The sequence below is a fragment of the Agromyces sp. NPDC057865 genome, from assembly GCF_042796995.1.
GTDB lineage: Bacteria > Actinomycetota > Actinomycetes > Actinomycetales > Microbacteriaceae > Agromyces.
In genome coordinates this window covers 1-26,183 of sequence record NZ_JBHVMJ010000008.1, presented here as the reverse complement: position 1 = coordinate 26,183, position 26,183 = coordinate 1, and the positions used below count along the sequence as shown (strand labels likewise).

General features: G+C 73.0%; 28 protein-coding genes, 1 rRNA gene and 1 riboswitch. Of the genes, 13 read left to right on the top strand and 16 right to left on the bottom strand.

All coding sequences use genetic code 11. The annotated features are described in order from the left end of the window. Positions 1–51 precede the first annotated feature (51 nt). On the bottom strand, positions 52–375 hold the full coding sequence (locus ACFVN5_RS19690; RefSeq protein ID WP_376957611.1) for a DMT family transporter: 324 nt from the start codon (positions 373–375) through the stop codon (positions 52–54). 17 nt (positions 376–392) lie between these two features. Beyond that, positions 393–457: riboswitch (guanidine-III (ykkC-III) riboswitch) on the bottom strand. Positions 458–531: 74 nt separating this feature from the next. Next, the gene (locus ACFVN5_RS19685; RefSeq protein ID WP_376957610.1) at positions 532–828 is read right to left on the bottom strand and encodes an antibiotic biosynthesis monooxygenase family protein; all 297 of its coding nucleotides are present in this window, start codon (positions 826–828) and stop codon (positions 532–534) included. An 86-nt stretch (positions 829–914) separates the two neighbouring features. Between ACFVN5_RS19685 and ACFVN5_RS19680 the strand changes: the two genes are divergently transcribed. From ACFVN5_RS19680 to ACFVN5_RS19670, 3 genes are all read left to right on the top strand, one after another. Further along, positions 915–1,472: a cysteine hydrolase family protein gene (locus ACFVN5_RS19680; RefSeq protein WP_376957608.1), complete on the top strand. Its 558-nt coding sequence runs from the start codon at positions 915–917 to the stop codon at positions 1,470–1,472. 66 nt (positions 1,473–1,538) lie between these two features. Then, positions 1,539–2,831 carry an O-acetylhomoserine aminocarboxypropyltransferase/cysteine synthase family protein gene (locus ACFVN5_RS19675; protein ID WP_376957606.1) on the top strand — a complete coding sequence of 431 codons (1,293 nt, stop codon included), beginning with the start codon at positions 1,539–1,541 and terminating at the stop codon, positions 2,829–2,831. 116 nt (positions 2,832–2,947) lie between these two features. Continuing rightward, on the top strand, positions 2,948–3,466 hold the full coding sequence (locus tag ACFVN5_RS19670) for a CoA-binding protein (protein ID WP_376957615.1): 519 nt from the start codon (positions 2,948–2,950) through the stop codon (positions 3,464–3,466). 18 nt (positions 3,467–3,484) lie between these two features. Here the strand turns inward: ACFVN5_RS19670 and ACFVN5_RS19665 are convergent, their stop codons facing one another. Next, on the bottom strand, positions 3,485–4,108 hold the full coding sequence (locus ACFVN5_RS19665; protein ID WP_376957604.1) for a GNAT family N-acetyltransferase: 624 nt from the start codon (positions 4,106–4,108) through the stop codon (positions 3,485–3,487). 162 nt (positions 4,109–4,270) lie between these two features. On the opposite strand from ACFVN5_RS19665, the gene ACFVN5_RS19660 reads away from it, so the two are divergent. The 5 genes from ACFVN5_RS19660 (at position 4,271) to ACFVN5_RS19640 (ending at position 10,815) form a co-directional block, all read left to right on the top strand. Continuing rightward, the gene (locus ACFVN5_RS19660; RefSeq protein WP_376957602.1) at positions 4,271–4,801 is read left to right on the top strand and encodes a toxin-antitoxin system HicB family antitoxin; all 531 of its coding nucleotides are present in this window, start codon (positions 4,271–4,273) and stop codon (positions 4,799–4,801) included. A 26-nt stretch (positions 4,802–4,827) separates the two neighbouring features. Further along, entirely contained in the window at positions 4,828–5,694 is an 867-nt protein-coding gene (locus tag ACFVN5_RS19655; RefSeq protein WP_376957600.1) for a DUF4097 domain-containing protein, read from the top strand. Between the two features lie 171 nt (positions 5,695–5,865). Then, a complete protein-coding gene (locus tag ACFVN5_RS19650; RefSeq protein ID WP_376957598.1) occupies positions 5,866–6,687 on the top strand; it encodes an ABC transporter ATP-binding protein in 822 nt (273 codons plus the stop codon). Positions 6,688–6,707: 20 nt separating this feature from the next. Next, entirely contained in the window at positions 6,708–7,472 is a 765-nt protein-coding gene (locus tag ACFVN5_RS19645) for an ABC transporter permease (RefSeq protein ID WP_376957613.1), read from the top strand. 67 nt (positions 7,473–7,539) lie between these two features. Beyond that, positions 7,540–10,815: an ATP-binding protein gene (locus tag ACFVN5_RS19640; protein WP_376957596.1), complete on the top strand. Its 3,276-nt coding sequence runs from the start codon at positions 7,540–7,542 to the stop codon at positions 10,813–10,815. Positions 10,816–10,827: 12 nt separating this feature from the next. Here the strand turns inward: ACFVN5_RS19640 and ACFVN5_RS19635 are convergent, their stop codons facing one another. The 4 genes from ACFVN5_RS19635 to ACFVN5_RS19620 form a co-directional block, all read right to left on the bottom strand. Continuing rightward, positions 10,828–11,643: an ABC transporter permease gene (locus ACFVN5_RS19635; protein WP_376957594.1), complete on the bottom strand. Its 816-nt coding sequence runs from the start codon at positions 11,641–11,643 to the stop codon at positions 10,828–10,830. Then, a complete protein-coding gene (locus ACFVN5_RS19630) occupies positions 11,640–12,677 on the bottom strand; it encodes an ATP-binding cassette domain-containing protein (RefSeq protein WP_376957592.1) in 1,038 nt (345 codons plus the stop codon). The genes ACFVN5_RS19635 and ACFVN5_RS19630 overlap by 4 nt, the downstream gene beginning before the upstream one ends. A 163-nt stretch (positions 12,678–12,840) precedes the next feature. Then, positions 12,841–13,311 carry a Clp protease N-terminal domain-containing protein gene (locus tag ACFVN5_RS19625; protein ID WP_376957590.1) on the bottom strand — a complete coding sequence of 157 codons (471 nt, stop codon included), beginning with the start codon at positions 13,309–13,311 and terminating at the stop codon, positions 12,841–12,843. Next, positions 13,304–13,540 carry a helix-turn-helix domain-containing protein gene (locus ACFVN5_RS19620; RefSeq protein WP_376957588.1) on the bottom strand — a complete coding sequence of 79 codons (237 nt, stop codon included), beginning with the start codon at positions 13,538–13,540 and terminating at the stop codon, positions 13,304–13,306. The genes ACFVN5_RS19625 and ACFVN5_RS19620 overlap by 8 nt, the downstream gene beginning before the upstream one ends. A gap of 190 nt (positions 13,541–13,730) precedes the next feature. On the opposite strand from ACFVN5_RS19620, the gene ACFVN5_RS19615 reads away from it, so the two are divergent. The 3 genes from ACFVN5_RS19615 to ACFVN5_RS19605 all read left to right on the top strand — a co-directional run bounded on the left by ACFVN5_RS19615 (position 13,731) and on the right by ACFVN5_RS19605 (position 16,361). Beyond that, the gene (locus ACFVN5_RS19615; RefSeq protein WP_376957586.1) at positions 13,731–15,107 is read left to right on the top strand and encodes an L-serine ammonia-lyase; all 1,377 of its coding nucleotides are present in this window, start codon (positions 13,731–13,733) and stop codon (positions 15,105–15,107) included. Between the two features lie 106 nt (positions 15,108–15,213). Then, positions 15,214–15,405 carry a hypothetical protein gene (locus ACFVN5_RS19610; protein ID WP_376957584.1) on the top strand — a complete coding sequence of 64 codons (192 nt, stop codon included), beginning with the start codon at positions 15,214–15,216 and terminating at the stop codon, positions 15,403–15,405. A gap of 77 nt (positions 15,406–15,482) precedes the next feature. Further along, positions 15,483–16,361 carry a sulfurtransferase gene (locus ACFVN5_RS19605; RefSeq protein ID WP_376957582.1) on the top strand — a complete coding sequence of 293 codons (879 nt, stop codon included), beginning with the start codon at positions 15,483–15,485 and terminating at the stop codon, positions 16,359–16,361. A 48-nt stretch (positions 16,362–16,409) separates the two neighbouring features. Here ACFVN5_RS19605 and ACFVN5_RS19600 read toward each other — a convergent pair whose 3' ends face one another. The 3 genes from ACFVN5_RS19600 to ACFVN5_RS19590 form a co-directional block, all read right to left on the bottom strand. Continuing rightward, entirely contained in the window at positions 16,410–16,958 is a 549-nt protein-coding gene (locus ACFVN5_RS19600; protein WP_376957580.1) for a rhodanese-like domain-containing protein, read from the bottom strand. Between the two features lie 93 nt (positions 16,959–17,051). Then, positions 17,052–18,326: a M18 family aminopeptidase gene (locus ACFVN5_RS19595; protein WP_376957578.1), complete on the bottom strand. Its 1,275-nt coding sequence runs from the start codon at positions 18,324–18,326 to the stop codon at positions 17,052–17,054. A 61-nt stretch (positions 18,327–18,387) separates the two neighbouring features. Next, on the bottom strand, positions 18,388–19,329 hold the full coding sequence (locus tag ACFVN5_RS19590) for a DnaJ domain-containing protein (RefSeq protein ID WP_376957576.1): 942 nt from the start codon (positions 19,327–19,329) through the stop codon (positions 18,388–18,390). A 137-nt stretch (positions 19,330–19,466) separates the two neighbouring features. Between ACFVN5_RS19590 and ACFVN5_RS19585 the strand changes: the two genes are divergently transcribed. Next, on the top strand, positions 19,467–19,889 hold the full coding sequence (locus ACFVN5_RS19585) for a DUF1761 domain-containing protein (protein ID WP_376957574.1): 423 nt from the start codon (positions 19,467–19,469) through the stop codon (positions 19,887–19,889). Positions 19,890–19,910: 21 nt separating this feature from the next. Here the strand turns inward: ACFVN5_RS19585 and ACFVN5_RS19580 are convergent, their stop codons facing one another. Together ACFVN5_RS19580 and ACFVN5_RS19575 are read right to left on the bottom strand one after the other, a co-directional pair. After that, the gene (locus tag ACFVN5_RS19580) at positions 19,911–21,512 is read right to left on the bottom strand and encodes a methyltransferase (protein ID WP_376957572.1); all 1,602 of its coding nucleotides are present in this window, start codon (positions 21,510–21,512) and stop codon (positions 19,911–19,913) included. A 49-nt stretch (positions 21,513–21,561) separates the two neighbouring features. Further along, positions 21,562–22,143 carry an RBBP9/YdeN family alpha/beta hydrolase gene (locus tag ACFVN5_RS19575; protein ID WP_376957570.1) on the bottom strand — a complete coding sequence of 194 codons (582 nt, stop codon included), beginning with the start codon at positions 22,141–22,143 and terminating at the stop codon, positions 21,562–21,564. A 197-nt stretch (positions 22,144–22,340) separates the two neighbouring features. Between ACFVN5_RS19575 and ACFVN5_RS19570 the strand changes: the two genes are divergently transcribed. Beyond that, positions 22,341–22,673 carry a hypothetical protein gene (locus tag ACFVN5_RS19570; protein ID WP_376957568.1) on the top strand — a complete coding sequence of 111 codons (333 nt, stop codon included), beginning with the start codon at positions 22,341–22,343 and terminating at the stop codon, positions 22,671–22,673. Between the two features lie 51 nt (positions 22,674–22,724). Here ACFVN5_RS19570 and pnuC read toward each other — a convergent pair whose 3' ends face one another. From pnuC to rrf, 4 genes are all read right to left on the bottom strand, one after another. Further along, complete coding sequence (gene pnuC, locus ACFVN5_RS19565; RefSeq protein ID WP_376957566.1) at positions 22,725–23,393, bottom strand: nicotinamide riboside transporter PnuC; 669 nt, start codon at positions 23,391–23,393, stop codon at positions 22,725–22,727. Continuing rightward, complete coding sequence (locus tag ACFVN5_RS19560; RefSeq protein WP_376957564.1) at positions 23,390–23,794, bottom strand: DUF3054 domain-containing protein; 405 nt, start codon at positions 23,792–23,794, stop codon at positions 23,390–23,392. Before ACFVN5_RS19560 ends, pnuC begins: the two co-directional genes overlap by 4 nt. Before the next feature lie 69 nt (positions 23,795–23,863). Then, positions 23,864–25,774, bottom strand: a complete 1,911-nt coding sequence (locus ACFVN5_RS19555; RefSeq protein ID WP_376957562.1) for a thioredoxin domain-containing protein — start codon at positions 25,772–25,774, stop codon at positions 23,864–23,866. 92 nt (positions 25,775–25,866) lie between these two features. Next, positions 25,867–25,983: ribosomal RNA gene (rrf, locus tag ACFVN5_RS19550) — 5S ribosomal RNA — on the bottom strand. Positions 25,984–26,183 lie beyond the last annotated feature (200 nt).

Here is a 26,183-nt window from a genome sequence, read left to right as displayed (position 1 = left end):
AGCGGATCCCGCGGCGCAGCGCCGCGGCATCCGCTCGGTGCCTGCTCGGGGCTAGTGGCTGCCGTCGACGAGCTTGAGGCCGACGACGCAGCCCACGAGGCCCGCGATGAGCGCGAGCTTCATCCACGAGACGTCCGAGTCGCCCGTGACCATCGCCCAGATCACCGTGAGCGCCGCGCCGATGCCGACCCACACCGCGTACGCGGTGCCCGTGGAGATGTCGCGCATCGCCCAGGCGAGCCCGCCCATCGAGAGCACGAGCGCGCCGAAGAAGATCACCGACGGCCAGAGCTTCGTGAAGCCCTCGGACCTGCCGAGCGCCGTCGCCCAGACGGCCTCGAGCACGCCGGATGCGATGAGGATGACCCAAGCCATGACTGTCCACTCTCCTGAGTGCCAGTCTTGTCGCGTTCCGGGTACTGGGTTCCCTCGTCCGGGGCCGCGCGGTGCGACCTGCCTCGAGGCTAGCAAGCGGGCCTGATCAAGCCCTGTGCAGCCGGTGCAGCGGATGCCGCGCGGCATCCGCTCGCGTCAGGCTCGCGCGATCTCGGCGAAGTGCTCGACGACCGGGAACGGCTCGTAGAACCCGTGCAGCAGCGCGCGCCAGCGCTCGTATTCGGGCGAGCCCCGGAATCCCTGCTCGTGCGCCTCGACGCTCTCCCAGTGGACGAGCAGCAGGTACGCGCTCGGCGTCTCGATCGAGCGCGACAGCGTGAGGTCGACGAACCCGGGCATCGACGCGATGATCGGCTTCGCCTCGGCGAACGCCGCCTCGAAGTCCGTCTCGCGGCCGGGAACGACGGGCAGGATCGCGTGCTCGAGGATCATCCCCCGAGCCTAGGGCGGCAGGATCCCGACGACGATCGGCAGGCATTCACGGCCCGCGTCCGGTCGCGCGGACGCAGGATGGACGCATGGACATCGCCGACGACGCCGCCCTCCTCGTGATCGACGTGCAGCAGGGGTTCGACGACCCCGGCTGGGGACCCCGCGACAATCCCGACGCCGAGGCCAACATCGGCCGGCTCGTCGCCGCCTGGACGGACGCGGGGCGTCCGATCGTCCTCGTGCGGCACGACTCCGAGGAGGAGGGCTCGCCGCTCGCACCCGGCACTCCGGGCAACGCGCTGAAGGACGTGGTGGCCGACGCCCCGCACGAGCTCTTCGTCTCGAAGCTGGTGAACTCGGCGTTCCACGGGACGCCCGACCTCGACGCGTGGCTGCGCGACCGCGGCATCCGACAGGTCGTGGTCTGCGGCATCCAGACCAACATGTGCGTCGAGACGACCGCGCGCGTGGGCGGCAACCTCGGCTACGACGTGATCGTGCCGCTCGACGCGACGCACACGTTCGACCTCGAGGGGCCGGGCGGCATCCGGCTCACCGCCTCGGAGCTCGCCCGCGCGACCGCCGTGAACCTCGACGGCGGCGAGTTCGCGCGCGTGGTGTCGACCGACGACGTGGTCGGCTGAGCCGCCCGTTGCCCCCGGTTACGGCGGTGCGCGAGCCGCACCCGGCGCACGGCTAGCGTGGACCGCATGGCAGACCGCGAATACGGCTTCAAGACGCGTGCGATCCACGCGGGCAACATCCCCGACCAGGTGACGGGGGCCCGCGCCCTGCCGATCTACCAGACCAGCGCGTTCGTCTTCGACGACACGGCGGATGCCGCGGCCCGCTTCGCCCTGCAGAAGTACGGCAACATCTATTCGCGCCTCGCCAACCCGACGGTCGCGAGCTTCGAGGAGCGCGTCGCGAGCCTCGAGGGCGGACTCGGCGCCGTCGCGACCGCGTCGGGCCTCTCGGCGCAGTACATCACCTTCGCGAGCCTCGTCGGCGCGGGCGACCACATCGTCGCCTCGGCCAACCTCTACGGCGGCTCGATCACGCAGCTCGACGTGACGCTGCGCCGATTCGGCGTCGACACGACGTTCGTGGCGAGCGCCGACGCCGAGGACTACGCGGCGGCGATCCAGGAGAACACGAAGGCGCTCTTCGTCGAGACCATCGCGAACCCGTCGGGCGAGATCGCCGACCTCGAGGCGCTCGCCGACGTCGCGCACGCGCACGGGATCCCGTTCATCGTCGACTCGACGATCCCGACGCCCTACCTCAATCGCCCGATCGAGTGGGGCGCCGACATCGTCACGCACTCGGCGACGAAGTTCCTCGGCGGCCACGGCACGACCCTCGGCGGCGTCGTCGTGGAGTCGGGCCGGTTCCACTGGCACTCCGACAAGTTCCCGCTCTTCGGCGAGCCGGTGCCGCACTACGGCGGCCTGCAGTGGTCGGGCAACTTCGGCGAGTACGCGTTCCTCACCCGCCTGCGCGCCGAGCAGCTGCGCGACATCGGCCCCACGCTCGCGCCGCACTCGGCGTTCCTGCTCGCAACGGGCGTCGAGACGCTGCCCTATCGCATCCAGGCGCACGTCGACAATGCGCGCAGGGTCGCCGAGTGGCTCGACCAGGATCCGCGCGTCGAGCGCGTGTTCTGGGCCGGCCTGCCGAACCACCCGCACCACGACCGCGCGCAGAAGTACCTGCCGCAGGGCCCGGGCTCGGTGTTCAGCTTCGAGGTCAAGGGCGGCCGCGCCGTGGGCCAGCAGCTCATCGAGTCGGTGAACCTCGCCAGCCACCTCGCGAACATCGGCGACGCGAAGACCCTCATCATCCACCCGGCGTCGACCACGCACGCCCAGCTCAGCGAGCAGCAGCTGCTCGACGCGGGCGTCGGGCCCGGCGTGATCCGCCTGTCGGTGGGCATCGAGGACGCCGACGACATCATCTACGATCTGGACCAGGCGCTCGCTGCGGCCACGGGAGGCAAGTGATGACCGACACGCTCACGACCGAGTCGACCCTTCGACGGGCCCAGGGCAGCGCGGATGCCGCGGCGGATGCCGCGGACGTCGAGACCGTCCGTCTCGTCAACGGCCTCTCCTGCGAGCTGCCGGCGAACTCGCCGCTCGCGAAGCTGCTGCACTCGCAGCGCACCTGGACGGGTCCCGACGCGCGCCAGCGCCTGCGCATCCTGAACGCCGCCGAGTCGGTCGCGATCGTCGGCGCGTCGCCCAAGCCGTCGCGCTCGAGTTACTTCGTCGGCACGTACCTGCAGCAGTCGAGCGACTACCGCCTCTACTTCGTGAACCCGAACGAGACCGAGATCCTCGGCGAGCCGGCGTACGCGAGCCTGCAGGACCTGCCCGAGGTGCCCGACATCGTCGTGGTCTTCCGCCGCGGCAGCGACATCCCGCAGGTCGTCGACGACGTCGTCGCCTCCGGCGCGAAGGCCATCTGGGTGCAGCTCGGCATCTGGAACCAGGACGCCGCGTACTACGGCGAGGAGCAGGGGCTCACGGTCGTCATGGACCGCTGCATCAAGGTCGAGCACGCGCGGTTCCACGGCGGGCTGCACCTGCTCGGCTTCGACACGGGCCAGATCACGGCGCGCAAGACCGTCCGCTAGGGCGCCGGCAGCGGAGCCTCAGGCCGCCGACGACTCGGATGCCGACGCCTCGGATGCCGCCGACTCGAATGCCGCGTCGACGTCGCGTCCGTACGCCATCATCAGGAAGCTCCGGCCGCTCGGCAGCTCGACCACGTGCTCGCGCTCGGGCAGGCGCGCGAATCCGAGCCGCTCGTAGAGTCGCTGCGCCGACCGCATCTCGGGTCCGGTGTTGAGCACGACGCGACGGATGCCGCGACGAGCGGCGAGCTCCATGACGTGCCGGACGAGCACCTCGCCGACCCCGCGGCCGCGCGCCTCGGCGGAGACCCCGAGGAACCGGAAGTCGAGCTCGTCGTCGTGCTGCGCGACGGCCGACATGCGCCGGCCGGCACGCGGCGTCGAGACGGTGCCGAGCAGCGCGCCCGTCGCGGCATCCGCGGCCACCCACACCTCGTGCTCGGCGGCGCGCCCGGCGACCGACTCGATCTCGGCGAGGTAGTCGGGGCTCAGCACGAAGTCGCCGGCGTAGGCCTGACGGGCGAGCGCGCCGACCGCCTCGTGCTCGTCGTCGCGCACGAGGCGCACCTCGACGCCGCCGGATGCGGAGGAGGACGTGGGCGCGGGCGCGAAAGTCGTGCCGGTCGGGTCGGTGGAGGACATCCGACCAAGCCTACGCGGCGCCGGCTGGGCGACCGCCGAGCCGGCGGGATGACGATGGTGACGGCACCCGACACCACCACTGACACCACTTGAGGCAGCGAGTGACACCAATCTGACGCAGATAGTGTTGACATGACACCACTGTGGTGTCACACTGGTGTCATGGAACTCACCGGATACGTCGACGAACTCCAGCGCCAACTGGCCATCGCAGCCGAGGCCGGCGGCGAGGAGGCACTCGGTCTCGCGCAGCGACTGACCGCGCCCCTCGACGCCTCCGTGCGGCTGGTGCTGCTCGAGGCGCTCTCCGCCGCCGCGGCGGAGATCACCGCCGAGCTCGCCCCCGGCGCCGTCGACGTGCGGCTCCGCGGTCGCGATCCCGAGTTCGTCGTCACGGTTCCCCCGGCGACGACGTTCGAGCCCGCGTCCGATCGTTCGGCGCCGGCGACGGAACTCCCCGCGGCATCCGCTGCCGTGCCCATCGCCGACGACGCGTCGACGAGCCGCACGACGCTCCGCATCCCCGACCAGCTGAAGGCCCAGGTCGAGCTGGCCGCCGCCCGCGACGGCGTCTCCGTCAACACCTGGCTCGTGCGCGCGATCGCCGCCGCCGTCGAGCCCGCCCCCGCGCGGCCCACCGAGACCCGCCCAGCCGATGGCGACGCGAACCGCGTCACCGGCTGGGTCCGCTGACCACCGAGCATCACGAAGGAGTCATCATGACCACCTACCAGACCCCGCATCCCGTCGTCGTCGACCTCGACCTCGGCTGGGGCGACGTGAACGTCGTCGCCTCCGACCGAGCCGACACCGTCGTCGAGGTCCGGCCCGCCAACCCCGAGAAGTCGAGCGACGTCAAGGCCGCCGCCGACGCGAAGGTCGAGCTCGTCGGCGACGTGCTCACCGTGCGCACGACGAAGGGCTGGCTGCACTACACGCCGTTCGGCGGCTCCGGCCAGGTCGACGTCACGATCCAGGTGCCCGAGGGCTCCGAGGTGCGCGGCGCCACCGGCGCCGGCCGCCTCCTGGCCGAGGGCTCCTTCGGCGCCGTCGCCTATCGCAGCGGCGCCGGCGACGTCCGGGTCGACGAGGCCGAGCGCGTCACGGCCCGCACGGCGTCCGGCGCGATCATCGTCGGTCGCGCGACCGGCGCCGTCGAGCTCACCTCCTCCGCCGGCAGCATCCGCATCCGCGAGCTCTCGGGCGAGGCGATCATCAAGAACCCGAACGGCTCGACGACGATCGGCGAGGTGACCGGCACGCTCGTCGTGCAGGGCGCCCACGGCGACGTCACCGTCGCCAACGCGCGCGGTGCGGTCACGGCGAAGAGCAGCTACGGCAACCTCCTCGTCGAGCGCATCGACGGCGGCCGGGTCCAGCTCGAGGCCGGCTACGGCGGCATCGAGGTGGGCGTGGCCGAGGGCACGGCCGCCTGGCTCGACGTCTCGAGCCAGCACGGCGCCGTCCGCAACAAGCTCACGCCCTCCGACGCGCCGGGCGCCGACGAGAACACCGTCGAGCTGCACGCCCGCACGAGCTGGGGCGACATCCTGATCCGCCGGCCGAGCACGACGCCGGCCCGCTAGCCGACCCGCACCACAGCGGGCACGCCGACCCGCACCGCCACGCACGACCCGCCGGACGACCGACGTCCGACGTCGGGGTGGTCGAGTGCGCCCGGAAACACCCGAGAACACCGCACCAGCGCGCGACGCACGTCCCGTGCACCGCGCTCCAGATGAGAAACGGAGATCCAGATGACCATCGAACCGACCCAGGCACCCGCCATCCGCGTGCAGGGCCTGGAGAAGTCCTACGCGAAGGACCTGCAGGTGCTCCGCGGCGTCGACTTCGACGTCGCCCGCGGCAGCATCTTCGCCCTCCTCGGCTCCAACGGGGCCGGCAAGACCACCGTCGTGAAGATCCTGTCCACGCTCCTCCGGGCCGACGCCGGTTCGGCCAGCGTGAACGGCTTCGACGTCGCCGCGAAGGGCGCGGAGGTCCGCGCCTCGATCAGCCTGACCGGGCAGTTCGCCGCGGTCGACGAGGTCCTCACCGGCCGCGAGAACCTGGTGCTCGTCGCGCAGCTGCGGCACCTCCCCGGTCCCGGCCGCATCGCCGACGACCTGCTCGCGCGCTTCTCGCTCACCGAGGCGGGCAACCGCAAGGTGGCCGAGTACTCGGGCGGCATGCGCCGACGCCTCGACATCGCGATGAGCCTGATCGGCAACCCGCCGATCATCTTCCTCGACGAGCCCACGACCGGGCTCGACCCGCAGGCGCGCATCGAGGTGTGGCAGTCCGTCACGGAGCTCGCCGCGAACGGCACCACGGTGCTGCTCACGACGCAGTACCTCGACGAGGCCGAGCACCTCGCCGACCGGATCGCGATCCTGCACCAGGGCCGCATCCTCGTGAACGGCACGCTCGCAGAGCTCAAGGGCCTGCTGCCGCCGGCGAAGGTCGAGTACGTCGAGAAGCAGCCCACCCTCGAGGAGATCTTCCTCACCCTCGTCGGCGACGACGGCACCGCCGACGCCGACGCGGCCAGCACCGCCACGACTCGAAAGGACCGATGATGACCACCGCAACCGGAACGATGACCACGCACTTCTTCGGCGACACCGCCGTGCTCACCGGCCGATCCCTGCGCCACATCACCCGCAGCCTCGACACGATCATCACGACCGCGATCATGCCGATCGCCTTCATGCTGCTGTTCGTGTTCGTCTTCGGCGGCGCGATCGACACGGGATCGGACACGCAGTACGTCGACTACCTGCTGCCCGGCATCCTGCTCATCACCGTCGCCTCCGGTGTGTCCTACACGGCCTACCGGCTGTTCCTGGACATGCAGGGCGGCATCTTCGAGCGGTTCCAGTCCATGCCGATCGCGCGTTCGAGCGTCCTGTGGGCGCACGTGCTGACGTCGCTCGTCGCGAACCTCGTGTCGCTCGCGATCGTCGTCGGCGTCGCGTTCATCATGGGCTTCCGCACGGGCGCCGACCTGCTGGCCTGGCTCGCCGTGGCGGGGATCATGGTGCTGTTCACCCTGGCCCTCACCTGGCTCGCCGTGATCCCGGGCCTCACCGCGAAGTCGGTGGACGGCGCGAGCGCGTTCTCGTACCCGCTCATCTTCCTGCCGTTCATCAGCTCCGCGTTCGTGCCCACCGAGAGCATGCCCGGCCCGGTGCGCGTCTTCGCGGAGTACCAGCCGGTCACCGCGATCGTCGACGCCATCCGCGCCCTGTTCACCGGCCAGCCGGTGGGCTCGGACATCTGGATCGCCCTCGCCTGGCTCGTCGGCATCCTCGTGGTGGCCTACGGCTTCGCGATGCTCGCCTACCGCCGCAAGATCTCCTGATCGGATGCCGCGTCCCACGACGCGACCCGATGAGCCTGCCCGCCCTCCGGCGGGTAGGCTCATCGGCGTGCTGACCGACAGCCGGGGCATCCGGGTCGCGCTCCTCGGCCCCGTGCTCGTCGAGGATCGCTCGGGCGCGCTCGCGGAGCCCACCGGCGTGCTGGCGAAGGCGCTGCTCGTCGCGCTGGCCGAGCCGAACGGCGCGGGAGCCGGCCGCACGCACGGCGTCGAGGCGATCGCAGATGGCGTCTGGGAGGAGGACGACCGACCCCAGCACGCCAAGGCCGCGCTCCAGACCCTCGTCTCGCGGCTGCGCGCGGCGAGCGCCGACGGGCTCATCGCGTCCCGCCCGGGCGGGTACGCGCTCGACGTCGGGGCGCTCGAGACCGATGTCGCGCTGGCACGCGAGCTCGGCCGTCGCGCCGCCCGCTCCGCCGACGCGGGCGAGCCGCGCGACGCCGTGACGACGCTCGACGAGGCCCTGGCGCTCTGGCGCGGCGAGCCCGGCGTCGACCTCGGCGACGCCCCGGTCGGTCGAGAGCTCGCGGATGCCGCGGTCGCCCTCCGGCTCGGACTGCGCGAGTTGCGCGCCCGGTGCCTGCTCGATGCGGGAGACCCCGAGGGCGCGGTCGCCGAGCTCGAACCGCTCGTGGCGGGGCATCCGCTCGACGAGCACCTGCACGTGACCTGGCTGCGGGCGCTCGCGGCCGCCGGACGACGCGCCGACGCCCTCGCGGCGTTCGCGGCCGTCCGCGCGTCGCTCCGCGACGAACTCGGGATCTCCCCCGGTCCCCAGCTCGTGACCGTCAACGCCGAGCTGCTCCGGGAGCAAGAGGCGGCGGCGCAGCCTCCGGCGATGGCGCAGCCCGCGCGCGACACCCGGGTGCGCATCGGCGTGCGCGCCGCGCCGAACGCGCTCATCGGCCGCGACGCCGACGTCGGCTCGGTCGAGGGCCTGCTCGGCGAGCACCGCCTCGTGACGATCCTCGGCGCCGGCGGCCTCGGCAAGACGCGGCTCGCGCAGGAGGTCGCCGGTCGATCCGACGTGCCCGTCGTCGCGGTGGTCGAGCTCGCGAGCGTCCGCAGCGACGACGACGTGGTGCTCGCGCTCGCGTCGACGCTCGGCATCCGCGAGGCGAGCACGTCGGCCCGCCTGGCCGACCGGGCGCAGCGCCCCGACGTGCAGGCGCGGTTGGTCGACCGCCTCGGCGAGCGCCCGACCCTCCTCGTGCTCGACAACTGCGAGCACGTCATCGAGGGCGCCGCCGACTGGACCGCCGAGCTGCTCGCCGCCGTGCCCGGGCTGCGCGTGCTCGCGACCAGCCGGAGCCCGCTCGCGATCGCCGCGGAGCAGGTGTACGCGCTCGAGCCCCTGTCGGCGGGCGACGTCGGCGAGTCGGGGTCGGCGAACGATCCCGGACCCGCCGTGCTGCTCTTCCTCGAGCGCGCCCGGGCGGCCCGACCCGGCGCCGCGCTCCCGCTCGCGCCCATCGGGCGGCTCTGCGAGCGGCTCGACGGCCTCCCGCTCGCGATCGAGCTCGCCGCCGCGCGCGTGCGCTCGCTCTCGGTCGAGCAGATCGAGGCCCGGCTCGAGAATCGCTTCGCCCTGCTCACGGGCGGCGACCGTGCCGCGCCCGAGCGCCAGCGCACCCTTCGCGCCGTCATCGCGTGGAGCTGGGCCCTGCTCGCGCCGGCGGAGCGCGCCGCGCTGCCGCGGCTCGCCTGGTTCGTCGACGGCTTCGGGCTCGAGGCCGCCGAGGCGGTGCTCGGCACGGCCGACGCACTCGACGTGCTCGAAGGCCTCATCGACCAGTCCCTGCTCGTCGTCGGCGAGGACCGGCTCGGCCGGCCGCGCTACCGGATGCTCGAGACCGTCCGCGAGTTCGGGCAGGCCGAGCAGGACGACGCCGCCCGCGAGGACGCCCTCGTCGCCATCGACCGATGGGCCGCGCGATTCGCGCGCGAGCGCTACGCCGAGGCGACGAGCCCGCGCCAGCTCGAGGGCATCGCCGCGCTCACGGTCGAGCAGGACAACCTCGTGGCCGTGCTCCGACGCGGCATCCGGCGTCGTGACGGCGCCACGGTCTTCGCGGTGTTCGGTCCGCTCGCGTACTACTGGACGGCGCGCAGCCGGCACTCCGAGATCGTCGGGTTCAGCGACGCCGTGCTCGAGGCGACACGGGGCTACCACCCGACGCCGGAGCTCGCCGAGCCCGCGACGCTCTCGCTCGCCATCATCGCCGGCACGAACCTCGCGATGCTCACGATGACCGGCCTGCGCGCCGCCGCGCGGCTGCGCGTGCTCGCCCGCGAGCACCTCCCCCTGCCGCGATGGCTCGCCGAGCTCAGCGAGGTGCTGCTCGGCGCACCCGACGCGGAGGCCGCAACCGCCCGGCTCGGCGCGATGGTCTCGTCCGACGACCCGTCGACCGCGATGCTCGGCAACGTCATGATGGCCCAGTTCGAGGAGAACGACAGCCGACCCGAGGAGGCGCGACGGTACGCGACGCGCGCGCACGAGATCGCGACCTCGGTCGGCGACGTGTGGATCTCGGCGCTCTGCGCCCTGCTGCTCGCCCAGCTCGCGAGCCAGGGCGGGCGGCCCGGGGAGGCGCTCGACTGGGCGGTCCGGGCCGAGCGCAGCCTCCTCGCCCTCGACGCCGAGCAGGACCTGCTCCAGCTCGAGTGGATGACCGCGGGCGGCCTCGTCGCCGCCGGCCGCAACGACGAGGCGCGTGCGCGGCTCGAGGCGCTGCGCGACGACGACCGCGCCATGCTCGACGGCCTCGAGCTCGCGCAGGTCGCCGAGCTCGGGCTCGCCGAGCTCGCCCGCATCGAGGGCGACCAGGCCACGGCGTTCGTCCTCGGATGCCGCGTGGTCGAGGGCTTCCGCGAGCCGAGCTCGCGGTCGTCGCCCTGGTACCTGCTCACGCTCGCGACGCTCGTGGCCGGAGGCGCTCGAGACGGATGGCCCGCCGAGACGGTCGCGTCGTGGGCGGAGTCCTTGCGGCGTCGCGCGTCGGGGCTGCTCCGCGCCCGGCCCGGCTACACCGACCGGCCGGTGCTGGGCACGGTCGCGGCCGGATGGAGCGCCTGGGGCATCCGTCGACCCGACCTCGCCGACCGGGCGCTCGAGCTGTTCGCGCTCGCGGAGACGCTGCGCGCCCGGCAGGACCTGCCCGCCCTGCGCTTGGCCGACCTCGCGCTCGAGGTCGAGGAGATCGTCGGCGTCGACCGACTCGCCGAGGCGCGCGCCCGCGTCGCCGCGATGACCGCCGCCGAACGCACGGAACGGGCCCGCGACCTCGTCGCGGCGCCCGTCCCGTCGGCTGCGTCGGCCTGAGCGGCCGGCCGGCTACGCCTTGCGCATGTAGGCGCGCACCGTGAGCGGCGCGAACACGACCACGACGATCGCGGCGCCGAGCAGCGTGACCCAGATGTCGCCCGTCGCGTCGGTGCCCATCGTGAGCCCGCGCGCGGCGTTCACGAGGTGCGTCACCGGGTTGATCTGCACGAACCACTGCAGCCACTCGGGCATCGTCTTCTCGGGCACGTACGCGTTCGAGAGGAACGTGAGCGGGAACAGTACGAGGAACGAGATGCCCTGCACCGCCGACGCCGACCGCGCGATCACGCCGAGGAAGGCGAAGATCCAGCTCAGCGCCCATGCGCACACGATGACGAGCAGCGAGGCCGAGAGCACGCCGCCGAAGCCGCCCTCGGGCCGGTAGCCCATGAGGTAGCCCGTCACGAACGTGATCGTCGTCGCGATCGCGTACCGCAGCGTGTCGGCCAGGAGCGCACCTGCGAGCGGCGAGATCCGCGCGATCGGCAGCGTGCGGAACCGGTCGAACACGCCCTTGTCCATGTCCTCGCGCAGCTGGGTGCCGGTCACGACCGAGGTCGTGATGACCGTCTGCACCAGGATGCCCGGCAGGAAGAACGGCAGGTACGCCATCGGGTCGCCCGAGATGGCGCCGCCGAAGATGTACGTGAACATCACCGTGAAGATGATCGGCTGCAGCGTCACGTCGATGAGCTGCTCGGGACGCCGGTACATCCGGATCAGGCCGCGCCACGCCATGCTGAACGAGTTCGCGAGGGTCTGGCCGAGGCCGACCCGGTTGGGCAGGACGCGCTCGGCGCCCGGCACGATGGTCGCGGTGGTCATGCGCGGCTCCCTTCGAGTCGGCGATCGGTGTCGGATGCCTCGGCGTCGGCGTCGTCCGCCTCGACACCGTGGCCCGTGAGGGTGAGGAACACCTCGTCGAGCGTCGGCTTCTGCACGCTGAGCTCGGTGAGGCGGATGCCCGCGTCACGCAGCGTGAGGAGCAGGTCGGTCACCCGGTCGGGGTCCTGCATCGGCGCGGAGAGGTGCGCGCCCTCGGGCGAGGCTGTCGGGCGGGACCCGAGCACGCGCTCGACCGCGAGGATCGCGTCCTCGACGTCGCGCGGGTCGTCGAGCCGGAGCTGCAGGCTCGAGCGCCCGACCGACGACTTCAGCTCGTCGGAGGTGCCCTCGGCGACGACGCGACCGCGGTCGATGACCGCGATGCGGTCGGCCAGCTGGTCGGCCTCGTCGAGGTACTGCGTCGTGAGCAGCACGGTCGAGCCCGTGGCGACGAGGCGGCGGATCGTGTCCCACATCTGCGCACGGGTGCGCGGATCGAGGCCCGTCGTGGGCTCGTCGAGGAAGATCAGCGGCGGCTGCGAGATGAGGCTCGCGGCGAGGTCGAGCCGACGGCGCATGCCGCCCGAGAACTGCGAGAGCGGGCGCTTCGCCGCCTCGGTCAGCCCGAACTCCTCGAGCAGCTCGGCGGCCTTGCGCTTCGCGGCGCTGCGGCCGACGCCGAGCAGCCGCGCGAACAGCACGAGGTTCTCGGTCGCGGTCATCGTCTCGTCGACCGAGGCGTACTGGCCGGTCACGCCGATGAGCTGGCGCACGACCTGCGGCTCGCGGACGACGTCGTGCCCGAAGATCCGGGCGCTGCCGGCGTCGGGCCGCAGGAGCGTCGCGAGCATGGAGATGGTGGTGGTCTTGCCGGCGCCGTTCGGGCCGAGCACGCCGTAGACGGTGCCCGTCGCGACGCGCAGGTCGACGCCGTCGACGGCGCGGTTGGTGCCGAACGACTTCACGAGGCCGTCGACCTCGACGGCCCAGGCCGTCGCCGGCACGGTGCCGGGTCGTGTGGTGGTGGTGTCCATGTCCTCGATGCTCCTCACTGCCGCTTGCATGCGGCTGTCACGGTGCTGTCGTGCGCTGTCGCGGGCGGTCGGGCGTGCACGAGCGCACGGCTCCGCCGGGCCCGTCGTAGGCCGAGCCGGAATCAGCGCTCGCCGATCAGCGCTCGGCGATCAAACTCGGCCCTCAGGCTCGCTCCCGCAGCCGGGCGACGACCGCCACCCGGTCGACGCCCGCGTAGGCGAAGGCCCGCGGCACCGTGCCGAGCTCGGCCTGCAGGATGCCGGTGAGCAGGTCGGCCTCGCTCGTGCGCTGTCGATCCCGGCGGCCGAGCCGGCTCCCCCGCACGATCGCCTCGCGTGCCGACGTGCCCCACCCGGGACGCGTGCGCCGCGGGGTCGCAGCGAGCCGGCCCCGGTCGACGGAGCCGATCCCGGCGGTCGCGAGCGAACGCTCGCGCTCCACCGCGAGCATGCCGACGATCGCGGCACGGTCGAGCCCGAACTCGTCGAGCACGGGACCGACCTGCTCGGGCTCGGATGCGATCGCGAGCAGCAGGTGCTCGGCCTCGACGGCGAGAGCGCCGGCGTCCGTCGCCTCCTCGACCGCGCGGACGATCGTGCGCCGCGCGACGTGCGCGAAGTCCTGCTCAGCCACGACGCCTCCTCAGGTCGATGCCTGCTCCGTCGAGCCGGCGGATGTGCTTCTTGTGGACGGCCTGCCGCGTCACGCCGAGCGCCTCGGCGATCTCGCTCCAGCTCCAGCCGTCGCGAAGGGCGCGCTCGACCGCGGCATCCTCGAGCCGGTCGGCGTGCTCCCGCAGCGCGACGACGGCGGCGAGTTCATCGGCGAGCCCGCCGATGGGCGGTGGTGAGATCGGGGCCATACAGGCAACCTAGGTTGCTTCCATGGATTTGTCAACCTCGGTTGCGTATCGCGCTGGCAATCGTCGAGGACTGCTCAGGTGAGCACGCAGCGCCCCACTTCGCGTGGTTCCGCGACGAACCGGCCTTCGGCGCACGATTCTTTCGATCCGACGGCGGATGCGTGCGCGTGCTGCGACGTAGCCTTGAGGGGTGACAGCGTTCGTCTCAGCCCTCGATCTCTTCTCGATCGGGATCGGCCCCTCGAGTTCGCACACCGTCGGCCCGATGCGGGCGGCGCGAGCGTTCGCCGAGCGGCTCGCCGACGACGGCATCCTCCCCCGCGTGACGCGCATCACCTGCTCGCTCTACGGCTCGCTCGGCGCCACCGGGCTCGGCCACGGCACGCCCGACGCGGTCGTCGCGGGGCTCGCCGGCCTGAAGCCCGACGACTGCGACCCCGACGACGTGCGCGGCGCCTGGACGCGGCTCGGCGACGAGGGCGCCGAGGTGCGCGTGGCCGGAACGCGCGCCATCACCATGACGCGCAACGACCTCAGCCTCGAGCCGCGCACCCGCCTCCCCGGACACCCCAACGCGATGACGCTGCAGGCCTGGGGCGAGGACGACGCGCTCCCCCTCGCCGAGGAGACGTACTACTCGGTCGGCGGCGGCTTCATCCGCCGCGAGGGCGACGCGCCCGAGCAGTCCGAAGCGCTGCGGCATCCGCTGCCCTACTCGAACGCGGCCGAGCTGCTCGACCTCTGCGACGAGCACGGCGTCTCGTTCTGCGACGTCGCGCGGCACAACGAGGTCGCCGTGCACGGCGCGGACGGCATCGACGCAGGCCTCGACGCGATCTGGGCCGCGATGGCCGAGTGCGTCGAGCACGGGCTCGCCACCGAGGGAACGCTGCCCGGAGGACTCGGCGTGAAGCGCCGCGCGCCCGAGGTGCGCCGCCGCCTCGAGGAGTACGACCGCGACGAACATCTGCGCGACACGTCCACGGAGTGGCTGCACGCGTTCGCCCTCGCCGTGAACGAGGAGAACGCGTCGGGCGGCCGGGTCGTGACCGCCCCCACGAACGGTGCGGCGGGCATCATCCCCGCCGTCGGGCACTACTACCTGCGCTTCGTGCCGGGCGCGGATGCCGCGGGCATCCGCCGCTACCTGCTCACCGCCGCGGCGATCGCGAGCCTCGTGAAGAAGAACGCGTCGATCTCGGGCGCCGAGGGCGGATGCCAGGCCGAGGTCGGTTCCGCCTGCGCCATGGCCGCCGGGGCCCTGTGCGCCGTGCTCGGCGGCACGCCGCGCCAGATCGAGAACGCCGCCGAGATCGCGATGGAGCACCACCTCGGACTGACCTGCGATCCCGTCGCGGGCCTCGTGCAGGTCCCCTGCATCGAGCGCAACGCCATCGCGTCGTCGACCGCGGTGTCGGCGGCCCGGCTCGCGCTGCACGGCGACGGCACGCATCTCGTGTCGCTCGACACGGTGATCGAGACCATGCGCCAGACCGGCCTCGACATGATGACGAAGTACAAGGAGACGAGCGAGGGCGGCCTCGCGGTGAACGTCATCGAGTGCTGAACCCGAGACGCCGGCCCCGCCCGGAGTTCCGTCGGCACCGTCGCCCGGTGGTGTCCCCCGATCGGGACGGTCGCGCGCCGACGTGCGCGTCTGGCAACCTGTGCTGATGGACACCCCTGACGTCTCCGACCTCGTCACCAGCGCCGGCCTCATCGGCCTCGTCATCGGCCTGGTGGTCTACCTCGCGATCCTCGCCCTCATGCTCTGGATCGGCTACCTCATCATCAAGTCCGCCGTGCGGAACGGGCTGCGCGAGCACACGCTCTGGCTCGAGAGCCGGCGGGGGATGCTGCGCTGACGCGCCGCCGCCCCGGCGGGTTACGGCCTGTTGCGGCATCCGTCACGTCGTATCGACCGTCGGACTAGCGTGTCGGCATGCCGGCACTCGACCTCCCGTCCGACCTCGTCTCCACCGACTGGCTCGCCGTCCACCTGGGCGATCCGGGGCTCGTGGTCGTCGACGCGAGCGTGCTCGGCACCGAGACGGCGGTCGGCTTCCGCTGGCTGAGCGGCCTCGACGAGTACCTCATCGAGGGCCACATCCCGGGTGCGGTCTTCGGCGACCTGCTCGAGGAGCTCTCCGACCCCGACGGGCCGTACTCCTTCACCCGACCCGAGCCGGCGCGGCTCGAGCGCGCGGCCCGCGACCTCGGCATCGACGACGGGGTCGCCGTCGTCGTCTACGACTCCTCGATCGGCCAGTGGGCCGCCCGGCTCTGGTGGCTCCTCGTCTCGGCGGGCGTGGAGCGCGTGGCACTGCTCGACGGCGGCCTCGCCCGCTGGCGTGCCGACGGCCGCGACGTCGAGACGGGCTTCGAGGCGCCGCGCGAGGCCGGCGCGCTCACGCTCTCGCCGCGCGAGGGCTTCTGGGCCGACGGACCCGAGGTGCAGCGCATCGTCGCCGGCCAGGCGGATGCCGCGCTGGTCTGCGCGCTGCCGCCGAGCGACTTCCGCGGCGAGACCGGGCGGCGCGCCCGTCGCGGCCACATCCCGGGCAGCGTCAACGTGCCCGTGGGCAGTGTCGTCGACCGCGAGACCCGCACGCTGCTGCAGGGCGCGGAGCTCGACGCGCGGCTCGCCGCGGCGACCGAGGGCGGCGCTGCGCGCGTCGTCGTGTACTGCGGCGCCGGCATCGCGGCGGCCGGCACCGGGTTCGCACTCCGGCGCGCGGGCCATCCAGATGTCGCGATCTACGACGGGTCGCTCGATGAGTGGACGGCCGACCCCGCGGCACCGCTCGTCATCCTCGTCTGAGCCGAGGCTCGCGCCGGCGACGCGTCGTACGTCGCTGACGGCGCGCCCTCAGCAGGCGCAGGTGATGCCCGAGGCGATCGCGTCGCCGGTCAGGAGCTCGCCGCGCGCACCGGGCGCCGACGACGCGCCGAACCCGTCGGGCGCGACGTTCGTCAGCGCGTCGGCGGGCAGCTGCGCGAGCCCGTCGGCCGTGTCGAACGCGAAGCCCTCGCGCACCCAGTACTCGAAGCCGCCGATCATCTCCTTCACCGGGTGGCCGAGCAGCGCGAACTCCAGTGCCGCACGCGTGGCGCCGTTGCAGGCGGGACCCCAGCAGTAGACGACCACGGGCGTGCCGGCCGGGACCAGCTCGGGAACGAGCTCCTCGATCCGGCGCCGCGGCAGGTGGAGCGCGCCCGGCACGTGCCCCTGCGCCCACGACTCGTCGCTGCGGGTGTCGACGAGCACGAACCGGGGCTCGGGCTCCGCGAGGGCGGCCGCGACATCCGACACGTCGACCTCGACGGCGAGGCGGCCCCGGAAGTGGGCGATCGCCTCGTCGCGCGTCGCGACGTGCTCGAACAGGGCGGATGCGGCGGGGGCGGTCGTCTCGGTCATGCGACCACCCTCGCACCGCCACGCGCCGGCCGGCCCGTCAATTCGCGCCGTCGTGCCGCGAGATCCGGCCAGCGTGTGCGGGCCGCGACCGGGTCAGTCCTCGGGCGCGAAGAACGCCGTGACCGCCGCGGCGAGCGCGACGAGGTCGTCGACGTGCGCGAGCTCGCGGGCCGAGTGCATCGAGAGCAGCGGCGCGCCCACGTCCACCGTGCGGATGCCGAGCCGGGTCGCCGACAGCGGGCCGATCGTCGTGCCGCAGGGGACCTGGTTGTTCGACACGAACGGCTGCGTCGAGACGCCGGCCTGTCGGCATGCGCGCGCCCAGAGCGCCGAGCCCACGGCGTCGGTCGCGTAGCGCTGGTTGGCGTTGAGCTTCAGCAGCGGTCCGCCGCCGAGCACCGGGCGGTTGCCGGGGTCGTGCCGCTCGGGGTAGTTCGGGTGCACCGCATGACCCGTATCCGACGAGAGCAGCCACGAGTCCGCGAACGCCCGGCGACGATCGGTCGCGTCGGCGCCGAGGCCGGCGGCGATGCGCGTGAGCACGTCCTCGAGGAACGGGCCGCTCGCGCCCGAGCGCGACTCCGAGCCGATCTCCTCGTGGTCGAATGCGGCCAGCACGCTCACATGCCCCGTGCTCGCGGGCGCGGCGAGCAGGGCCACGAGGCCCGCGTGCACGGAAGCGAGGTTGTCCATGCGGCCCGCGGCGAACAGCACGTCGTCGAGCCCGAACCGGGCGGGCACCGCGGTGTCGGCGACGAGCACGTCGTGCCCGACGACGTCGTCGGGGTCGACGCCCGCGACGCCGGCGAGGTGCGCCACGACGTCCTGCCCGGCTCCGGCGCCCCAGATGGGCTGCATGTGCCGCTGCTTGTCGAGGGTGAGGCCCTTGTTCACCTCTCGGTCGAGGTGGATCGCGAGCTGCGGGATGCGCAGCAGCGGCCCCGTGCGCACGAGGTGCTCGACGCCGTCGGCCGTGACGAGCCGGCCGGCGAGCTCGAGCTCCCGGTCGAGCCACGAGTTGAGCAGCGGGCCGCCGTAGATCTCGACGCCCGCCTGCAGCAGGCCCTCCGCGCTCGTGGACATGCCCGGCTTGAGCTTGAACCCGGGCGAGTCGGTGTGCGCGCCGAGGATCCGGAACGGGGTCGTCGGGCTCGCGGCATCCGGCTGCACCCACGCGATGACCGCGCCGTCGCGCACCACGACGCGCTTGCCGGGCCCGCTCGGCCACTCGTCGCGCTCGTCGAGCCGCTCGAACCCGGCGGCCTCGAGTCGCGCGGCCACCGCGGCGGCGGCGTGGTACGACGAGGGCGAGTCGACGATGAAGTCGGCGAAGTCGGCGAGGTGGGCGTCACGGTCGAGATCGGGCATCCTCCCATGATGCCGGATGCCGCGGGGCCGACTTGTCCGCCCGGACCTGTCCGCGCGGGGACTACGCGAACCGCACGACCGCCTGCAGCCGCGAGCGCACCTCCATGACCTCGGTGCCGCCGAGGTGCGCGGAACCGGGGATGCCCTCGCGCACGGCGCTCGCCAGCCGCGAGCTGCGCACGAGCGCGACGGCGGCGCCGCGGATGCTGCCGCCGAGCGCGAGCGGCTCGGCCGCGTACTCGTCGGGCACCACGATCACGAGCGCCGTCGGCTTCACGCGCGCCGCCCGGCCGATCGCCTTGGCGCGCGCCGCGAGGGCGCGGAACGGCCGTTCGCCGGCGAGCGCCTCGCCCACGAGCTCGCCGCGCTTCAGCGCGACGGGTCCGCCCCAGTCCTCGGACTGGATCGCGAACAGGCCCGTCGGGCCGAGCACGAGGTGGTCGAGCTTCGGCGGGAATCCGGGACCCGCGGCATCCGTCGCGAGGTCGTGCCAGATCGTGTAGGCGATGCCCAGCGTGGAGAGCGAGCGGGCGGTCGACTCCTCGACGAGGGCGTCGGCGAGGATGTGCCGGATCTCGCGGGGCGCACGGCTCACGAGCGTCGGATCGTAGGGATCGGGCACCTCGACGCCGCGGCCGACCCACTCCCGGATTCGGTCGAGGTAGCGCTCTCGGGTGAGGCCGCCGGGGTGCCCGTACGATCGCGCGAGCGGGCGCGAGTCGCGCGGCCGCTTCGGCGCGGCGGGCGCCCACGCCTCTCGGGTCGACGCGCTCGGACCGCCCGATCCGTTCCTGACGCCGCGGTCGAACGCCGCCCGGGCCTCGGGCGTGCCGATGAGCACCCATGCGTGCTGCACGGCGTGGAAGCGCGTGGCGTCGCCGCCCGTGTCGGGGTGGGCGGTGCGCAGGGCCCGGCGGTACGCGAGGCGCAGCGCGGCGGCATCCGCGTCGGCGGACACGCCGAGCACCTCGTACGGGGACTCGGAGAGGGGGCTTTCGGCCATGGGCTCGCTTTCGGACGTGCGAACCGAGGATACCGCCGACGGCTCGGGGAACGCCGTGTCCCGGCGGCCCGGCCGCGGTGGGCGCCGCCGATAGACTCCGGACAGGCCCGGTCCGGGTCGTGGGGGGAGGCACCGCCATGCTCGACGTCAACTACTGGGCCGTCGCCCTGGCGACGCTCTCGACCATGATCGTCGGGTCGGTCTGGTACACGCCCAAGGTCTTCGGCAACTACTGGATGCGCGTCGCGAAGGTCGATCCCGGCGACCGGAACGCCGCCATCCCGATCCTGACGACGCTCGTCGTGAGCTTCATCAGCGCGTGGGTGCTCGCGATCGCGACGCAGGTGGCGTGGACGGCGCTCGGCGGAAGCTACCTGGGCGTCGCGCTGCTGACCGGCGTGGTGCTCTGGGCCGGCTTCACCGCCGCGCGCTTCATCACGCACGACGCGTTCGAAGGTCGTCCCGCGGGGCTCACGATCCTCAACATCGCGCACGAGCTCGTCACGGTCGTGATCATGGCGCTGATCATCGGGGTCTGGCCGCCGGCCGGCACGGTCTGAGCGGATGCCGCCGGGCGGCCCTCACTCTGTCGGCAACAGCAGCATCCCGTCGTCGACGAGCGCCCGCACCGCGGGCAGCAGGTCGGCGGCGAGCGCGGCGGCGTCCACCTCGAGCAGGTCGGCGATCGCCGCGACGATGACGGACACGGGGAGCTCGCCGTCGCACGCGCCGACGAGCGCCGCGAGCCCGGTGTCGAGGCTCAGCACGCGCCCGAACCCGCCGCCCTGCCGCAGCAGCATGGCCGTGGGATGCTCGTCGCCGGGCCAGTGGTGGCGCTCCTCGGTCACGTCACCCGCGACCGTGAGCCGGAGCGCGGCGAGCGCCGCGTCATCGAGCCGCGCCTGCCGATCGTGCGCGTCGAGGCACGCGGCGAGGTGCACGCCGAGGCCGCCGGCGTCCCCGCCCGAGCCGAGCGGCCCGTGCAGCCGCTCCACGCGCGCGAGTCGGGGCGCCGTCTCCTCGGCCGGACGGCGCAGCAGCACGTAGCCGAAGCCGACCTCACGCACACCACGACGCTCGAAGTCGTCGAGCCAGGCGTCGTAGAGCCGATCGAAGGCGGGGGTCCCGGGGCGCGTGCCGCCGTCGCGGATCCAGGTCTCGGCGTACTCGGCGGCCCGCTGCACCTCGCGCTCGACGATCCAGTGCTCGAGGTGGCCCGTCCAGCCGCGCACGCGATCGAGGCCGTCCTCGTCGTCGCGCACCTCCCAGTTGCCGAGCAGCTGGGCGATGCCGCCGCGCTCGAGGTGCTCCGCCGCACCGCGCATCACGGCCTCGACGATGCCGTCGCCGACCATGCCGCCGTCGCGGTACTCGTACTCGGGCACACCCGGCACGCGCGGGGTGATGACGAACGGCGGGTTCGAGACGATGCGGTCGAACCGCTCCCCCGCGACGGGCTCGAAGAGGCTCCCGAGGCGGAACTCCACGCCCTCGATCCCGTTCAGCGCCACGTTCAGCTGCGCGAGGTGCAGCGCCCGCTCGGAGATGTCGGTCGCGACCACGCGGTCGGCGAACCGGCTCGCGTGTATGGCCTGGACGCCGCAGCCCGTGCCGAGGTCGAGCACCGTGCGCGCGGGCGTGGGGAGCATGAGGCCCGACAGCGTCATCGACGCCCCGCCGACGCCGAGCACGTGCTGCTCGCCGAGCTCGTGGCCGAGGGCGACCTCGCCGAGGTCCGAGAGGATCCACCAGTGCCCGTCGCCGAGCGCGTCCACGAACGCGTACGGCCGCAGGTCGAGCAGGGCGCGAACGGATGCCCCGTCGCCGGTCGTCCCGGCTCGGGCCGACGCCGCGGCATCCCGCGTGAGCAGCGCGAGCTCGACGGCCCCGTCGACGCCGAGCGTCGGGAGGGCGTCCGCCGCCTCGGGCTCGGGCACGGGGAGGCCGAGCACGAACAGCTCCGCGAGCGACGCCAGGTCGGCGGCGGGGTCGTGACCGGCTCGGCGGGCGTCGAGCACGCGCCGCGCCGGGACGCGTTCGCCGCGATGCAGGGCGGACGCGGCATCCGTGCCCCAGAGGTCGTCGAGCGCCTCGACGGTGAAGCCGGCCGAGCGCAGGTCGTCGCGGAGCCGGTGCACCAGGTCGATCGTGCGCTCGTCGATGGGGGCCCTGCCGGAGGTCACCGGACCATTCAACCGCACCGGCGAGTCGGGCCGAGCTCCGCGGCGACGGTCAGCGGGTGACGAGATCGCGCACGCGGGGGAAGGGACCGTAGCCGTCGTCGATCGTGAGGTGGCCCCCGTCCACGACCTCGACGTACTCGGCGTCGAGCGGGATCGCGTACGTGCGCTCGGCGCCCTCGGGACAGAACGGGTCCTCGGTGCCGGCGACGATCGTCACGCGCTCCCAAGCCGTGGCCGTGAGCGCGTCCCGCGTCGCACCATCGAGAGTGGGCTCGAACGCCGCGATCTCGGGGATGCCGCGGACGACGTCGGGCGCGGGCGGTGCGACGAGCACGACCCGTCGGGCGAGCGGCGCGCCCTCGCCGCGCTCGGCTCGCCGCGCCGCGTGCGCGAGCCAGAGCAGGCATCCGAGGCTGTGCGCGACCACCGTGAGATCGTCGGGGTCGGTGCCGTCGAGCTCGGCGTCGAGCGCGCGGAGCCAGTCGTCGAGCACGGGCTCGTCGGGCTCGGGAAGCTGCGGGTAGCGCACGATCGCCCCGGTCGCCTCGAGCTCGCCGGCGAGCCACCGCTGCCAGTGCCCGTCGGGGCGGCGGTTCTGCCACCCGTGCAGGATCAGCACCTCTGCGACCACGCGCGCTCCTCTCATGGATCTCCCCGGCCGGATCATTCAAGCAGGCGACGGCCGCCGAAGCCGCGACGGCGTCATCTCGTCGTCATCTGGCGTACACGTGCCTTCATGCGCTGTAACCCCGACGTCACACGGGGCACGTAGCGTTGCGAGGGTCGACGTGGCGTTGGCTACGATCGAAGAGCGAGGGGAGGTCGCGCATGAGTGACGCATCGACACTGGAGCGCCTGAGACAGGACGCCCGCGACGAGCTGTCGGCGCTCATCGAGCTGCGGTGCCGGCTCGGCGAGGACCCGTGGGTGTTCCTGCCCGACCTCCCGTCGGTCGACGAGCAGGTCGTCGCCACGCTCCGCGAGGAGCGGCTGCACTCCGAGCGGTGGAGCCCGGCACGCGCCCGGGCGTACCACCCGACCGCACGCGACGGCGACGCGGCCCGATTCGAGTTCGAGCTGTTGCGCGACATCGCGCTCGACCACCCCGAGCTCAGCTCGGCCGTGTGGTCGGTGCTCGACCGGGTGCCGTCGGCCTGGTGAGATCCCACCCGTCGGCCGCGTGACACCGGCCGGGTTGGAGGCTCCCGCCGGTCAGGCCTGCGAAACGCCCTCGGCGAGCTTCGCCCGCCGCTGCACCCGCATCCAGGTGATGAAGCCGAACAGCGTGAACGCGCCGTAGAACACGTACAGGAACGCCGAGGCGTAGTAGCCCGCGCTGACGAGCAGCGGCACGCCCACGATGTCGACCGCGATCCAGATGAGCCAGAACTCCGTCCAGCCCTTGGCCATGCCCCAGGTCGCGAGCAGCGAGCCCATGAAGATCCACGCGTCGGCCCAGACCGGCTCGAACGAGCCGAGCGCGCGGAAGATCGGCGTGAGGATGAGCGTGCCGCCCACCAGCGTGATGGCCAGGATGATGCGGTTGCGCGAACCGGCCCACTTCGGGTCCACCGCCGACTCGCTCACCTGCCGGTGCCGCGCCCACTGCACCCAGCCGTAGATCGACACGATGATGAACATCACCTGCCGCGCCGCCTGGCCGAGCAGGTTCACCGGGTTCGGCGTGTGGAACACCGCGCCGAGGAACACCGTGAAGAGGAGCACGTTGCCGATGATGCCGACCGGCCACGCCCACACCTTGCGGCGCAGGCCGCCGAGCGCGCTCGCGAGGCCGAAGAGGTTGCCGATGATCTCGCGCCACAGGATCACCTGGCCGCCGATCACGAGCTGCGCGTCGAAGAGCCACTCGAGGACGTTCATGCGGCACCGACCCGGCCGCGCGCGCGGAGTCGGGTGGCGGCCCACGCAATGGCGCGCCATCCGAGCAGCAGCACCGCGAGCGTGAGCGTCGCGACCACGATGAACGCGACGGCCGTGCCCTGGCCGGTCACGAGGCGCAGCAGCATGCCGACCACGAGCGTGGTCGCCCACACGATGACCCCCGTCGGCCAGACGGCGAGCGGATGCCGCCACGCCCGCGCCGCGAGCCAGCCCACGCCGAGGCCCGCCAGGAACGGCCAGGCCGTGCCCCACACGCCCGCGACATCGAGGCCCTCGGCGTGGCTCGACCTGCCCACGACGGCGAAGACGACCACGAGCACGGCGTCGACGACGAGGGCGACGACCACCGAGGCCGTGCCGACTGTTGCGCGATCGCTCATGCGACCATCGTACGGATGCCGCGGGGCCGCCCGGATCCCTCGTGCCACGTGCCGACAGGCCTCATCGGCCTACTCCAGCTCGACGAGCTCCTCGAGCGCGCCCGCATCGTGCACCGGTAGCGCGCAGACGAACGACCGGCACCGATACGCCGTCGCGTCGTCGTCCTGCGCGGTACGGCCCTCGAACAGCTCGAAGCCCGCCGCGGCGAACTCACGGGCCTGCGAGTCGGTGACGATCGCCGCCACGGATGCCGCGTGCCGCCGCGTCGCGGCGCGGAGCAGTGCGCCCGCCCCCTCCTCCGCTGCATCGTCGTCGGGCACGACCGTGACGAGCTGCACGAGCGGTGCGGCGAGCCGGGCCATGACCTCCAGCGCACCGCCGAACGCGATCGGACGTCGCACGGCCATGCCCGCGACGGAACGCATCGCCTGTTCGGCGAGATCGAGGTACCGATCGCCCGCGCCGAGCGCGTAGAGCCGCCAGGCGGCGTCCGCGCACGCCGTGATGCCCGAGGGCGTGGCGCCTTCGGCGGGATCGCTCGGCAGCGCCAGGCCGTAGGCCGCGAGCACCGGATCGGCGCCCGACGGCGCGGCGAACGGCACCCTCGGGCCGTGCATGCCGTCGGCGGCATGGAGGGCTGCCGCGGCATCCGATGCCCGGTCGATGAGACGACGAGCGGCCTCGGCGTAGCGGACCTCGCCCGTCGCGGCGGCGAGCTCGAGCAGGCCGCCGGCCAGCATGCCGGTGTCCTCGAGCGTCGCGACGGCGTCGGATGCCACGTCGTCGAGCGACGACCGCACCAGCGTGCCGTCCTCGCGCACGTGACGGTCGAGCAGGTAGTCCGCGGCGCGACGGGCGGCGCCGATCGCCACGCCGTCGTCGAAGACGAACCCGGCGCGTGCCAGCGCGCCGATCGCGAGGCCGTTCCACCCGGTGAGCACCTTCTCGTCGAGCGCGGGCGGCTCGAGCCCGGCCCGGCCCGTCGCATCCCGCCGGTAGTAGCCGCCCTCGTCGCGCCGTCCGTCGATCCAGCTCTCGGAGTCCTGCGCGCTCGCGAAGCCGCCGCCGACCAGCTGCATCCGCTCGGCCAGGAACCCGACGACGCCGCTGGCGAGCAGATGCGCGAACGCGGCCGCGCCGTCTCCGCGACCGAGATCGGCGGCGACGCCGAGCAGCAGCGCGTTGTCGGTGAGCATCCGCTCGTAGTGCGGGTCGCTCCAGTCGGCGCGGGTCGCGTAGCGGAAGAAGCCCCCCTCGACGGGATCCCGCAGCGGCGATGCGCCCATGAGCTTCAGGGATCGCTCTGCGAGGCGTCGTCCGTCGGGCCCCGCCTGGCTGAGGAACCCGAGCACGGGGGCGACGGGGAACTTCGGCGCGGTGCCGAACCCGCCGTGCAGCCGGTCCTCGTCCTCCGCGAGCATGGCCACCGCGCCGTCGAGCTCGGCGGGTCCTGGCAGCTCGCCGGCGGTCGAGGCGACGGATGCCGCAGCCAGCGCCTCCGCGACCGCGGCGGCGGTCTCATGGAGCTCGCCGCGTCGCTCGCGCCAGGCCTCGTCGACCGCGCCGAGCACCTCGGCGAACGACGGAACGCCCCGCACGGATCGCGGCGGGAAGTACGTGCCGGCGTAGAACGTGCGCCCCTCCGGCGTCGCGAACACCGTGAGCGGCCAGCCCAGCTCGCGCGTGAAGGCGGATGCCGCGGCGAGGTAGCTCGCATCGACGTCGGGATGCTCCTCGCGGTCGACCTTGATCGCGACGAAGCGCGCGTTGAGGAGTTCGGCGATCGCGGGATCGCTGAAACTCTCGCGGGCCATGACGTGGCACCAGTGGCACGTCGCGTACCCGATCGAGACGAGCACGGGCACGTCGCGCTCGCGTGCGGCCGCGAACGCCTCGTCACCCCACGGATACCAGTCGACGGGGTTGTCGGCATGGGCCCGGAGGTAGGGACTCAGCGACGCCCCCAAGCGATTCCCCATTCCCCCAGCCTAGGCCGGTGCGGACTGGTGGAACCAAGAGGGCTTAAACCAAGAAGAGCCACCCAGCACTGGGTGGCTCTTCTCGAATGAATGTCCGGCGGTGTCCTACTCTCCCACAGGGTCGCCCCTGCAGTACCATCGGCGCTGCGAGTCTTAGCTTCCGGGTTCGGAATGTGTCCGGGCGTTTCCCTCGCGCTATGGCCGCCGAAACTCTGGTACCAGCACCCGTTGTTGTGGGTGTGGTGGTCTCGGTTGCACAGGCCCCTGTCCAACCGGGGTTGGGTGGGGTGTGCGGGTCTGTGTTGAGTTGCATGTGTTGTGTTTCCGTCTGTTGGGAACCACAGAGTGGACGCGAGCAATCCCAGGGCCACACACTCCAGCCTTACAAACAGAGTGTGTGTAGTGATTG

What these genes read in the sequence shown, in the direction of transcription:
- ACFVN5_RS19690 (WP_376957611.1), bottom strand. Translation starts at nt 375, where the DNA reads ATGGCTTGGGTCATCCTCATCGCATCCGGCGTGCTCGAGGCCGTCTGG.
- ACFVN5_RS19685 (WP_376957610.1), bottom strand. Translation starts at nt 828, where the DNA reads ATGATCCTCGAGCACGCGATCCTGCCCGTCGTTCCCGGCCGCGAGACG.
- ACFVN5_RS19680 (WP_376957608.1), top strand. Translation starts at nt 915, where the DNA reads ATGGACATCGCCGACGACGCCGCCCTCCTCGTGATCGACGTGCAGCAG.
- ACFVN5_RS19675 (WP_376957606.1), top strand. Translation starts at nt 1,539, where the DNA reads ATGGCAGACCGCGAATACGGCTTCAAGACGCGTGCGATCCACGCGGGC.
- ACFVN5_RS19665 (WP_376957604.1), bottom strand. Translation starts at nt 4,108, where the DNA reads ATGTCCTCCACCGACCCGACCGGCACGACTTTCGCGCCCGCGCCCACG.
- ACFVN5_RS19660 (WP_376957602.1), top strand. Translation starts at nt 4,271, where the DNA reads ATGGAACTCACCGGATACGTCGACGAACTCCAGCGCCAACTGGCCATC.
- ACFVN5_RS19655 (WP_376957600.1), top strand. Translation starts at nt 4,828, where the DNA reads ATGACCACCTACCAGACCCCGCATCCCGTCGTCGTCGACCTCGACCTC.
- ACFVN5_RS19650 (WP_376957598.1), top strand. Translation starts at nt 5,866, where the DNA reads ATGACCATCGAACCGACCCAGGCACCCGCCATCCGCGTGCAGGGCCTG.
- ACFVN5_RS19645 (WP_376957613.1), top strand. Translation starts at nt 6,708, where the DNA reads ATGACCACGCACTTCTTCGGCGACACCGCCGTGCTCACCGGCCGATCC.
- ACFVN5_RS19635 (WP_376957594.1), bottom strand. Translation starts at nt 11,643, where the DNA reads ATGACCACCGCGACCATCGTGCCGGGCGCCGAGCGCGTCCTGCCCAAC.
- ACFVN5_RS19630 (WP_376957592.1), bottom strand. Translation starts at nt 12,677, where the DNA reads ATGGACACCACCACCACACGACCCGGCACCGTGCCGGCGACGGCCTGG.
- ACFVN5_RS19620 (WP_376957588.1), bottom strand. Translation starts at nt 13,540, where the DNA reads ATGGCCCCGATCTCACCACCGCCCATCGGCGGGCTCGCCGATGAACTC.
- ACFVN5_RS19610 (WP_376957584.1), top strand. Translation starts at nt 15,214, where the DNA reads ATGGACACCCCTGACGTCTCCGACCTCGTCACCAGCGCCGGCCTCATC.
- ACFVN5_RS19605 (WP_376957582.1), top strand. Translation starts at nt 15,483, where the DNA reads ATGCCGGCACTCGACCTCCCGTCCGACCTCGTCTCCACCGACTGGCTC.
- ACFVN5_RS19600 (WP_376957580.1), bottom strand. Translation starts at nt 16,958, where the DNA reads ATGACCGAGACGACCGCCCCCGCCGCATCCGCCCTGTTCGAGCACGTC.
- ACFVN5_RS19595 (WP_376957578.1), bottom strand. Translation starts at nt 18,326, where the DNA reads ATGCCCGATCTCGACCGTGACGCCCACCTCGCCGACTTCGCCGACTTC.
- ACFVN5_RS19590 (WP_376957576.1), bottom strand. Translation starts at nt 19,329, where the DNA reads ATGGCCGAAAGCCCCCTCTCCGAGTCCCCGTACGAGGTGCTCGGCGTG.
- ACFVN5_RS19585 (WP_376957574.1), top strand. Translation starts at nt 19,467, where the DNA reads ATGCTCGACGTCAACTACTGGGCCGTCGCCCTGGCGACGCTCTCGACC.
- ACFVN5_RS19570 (WP_376957568.1), top strand. Translation starts at nt 22,341, where the DNA reads ATGAGTGACGCATCGACACTGGAGCGCCTGAGACAGGACGCCCGCGAC.
- pnuC (WP_376957566.1), bottom strand. Translation starts at nt 23,393, where the DNA reads ATGAACGTCCTCGAGTGGCTCTTCGACGCGCAGCTCGTGATCGGCGGC.
- ACFVN5_RS19560 (WP_376957564.1), bottom strand. Translation starts at nt 23,794, where the DNA reads ATGAGCGATCGCGCAACAGTCGGCACGGCCTCGGTGGTCGTCGCCCTC.
- ACFVN5_RS19555 (WP_376957562.1), bottom strand. Translation starts at nt 25,774, where the DNA reads ATGGGGAATCGCTTGGGGGCGTCGCTGAGTCCCTACCTCCGGGCCCAT.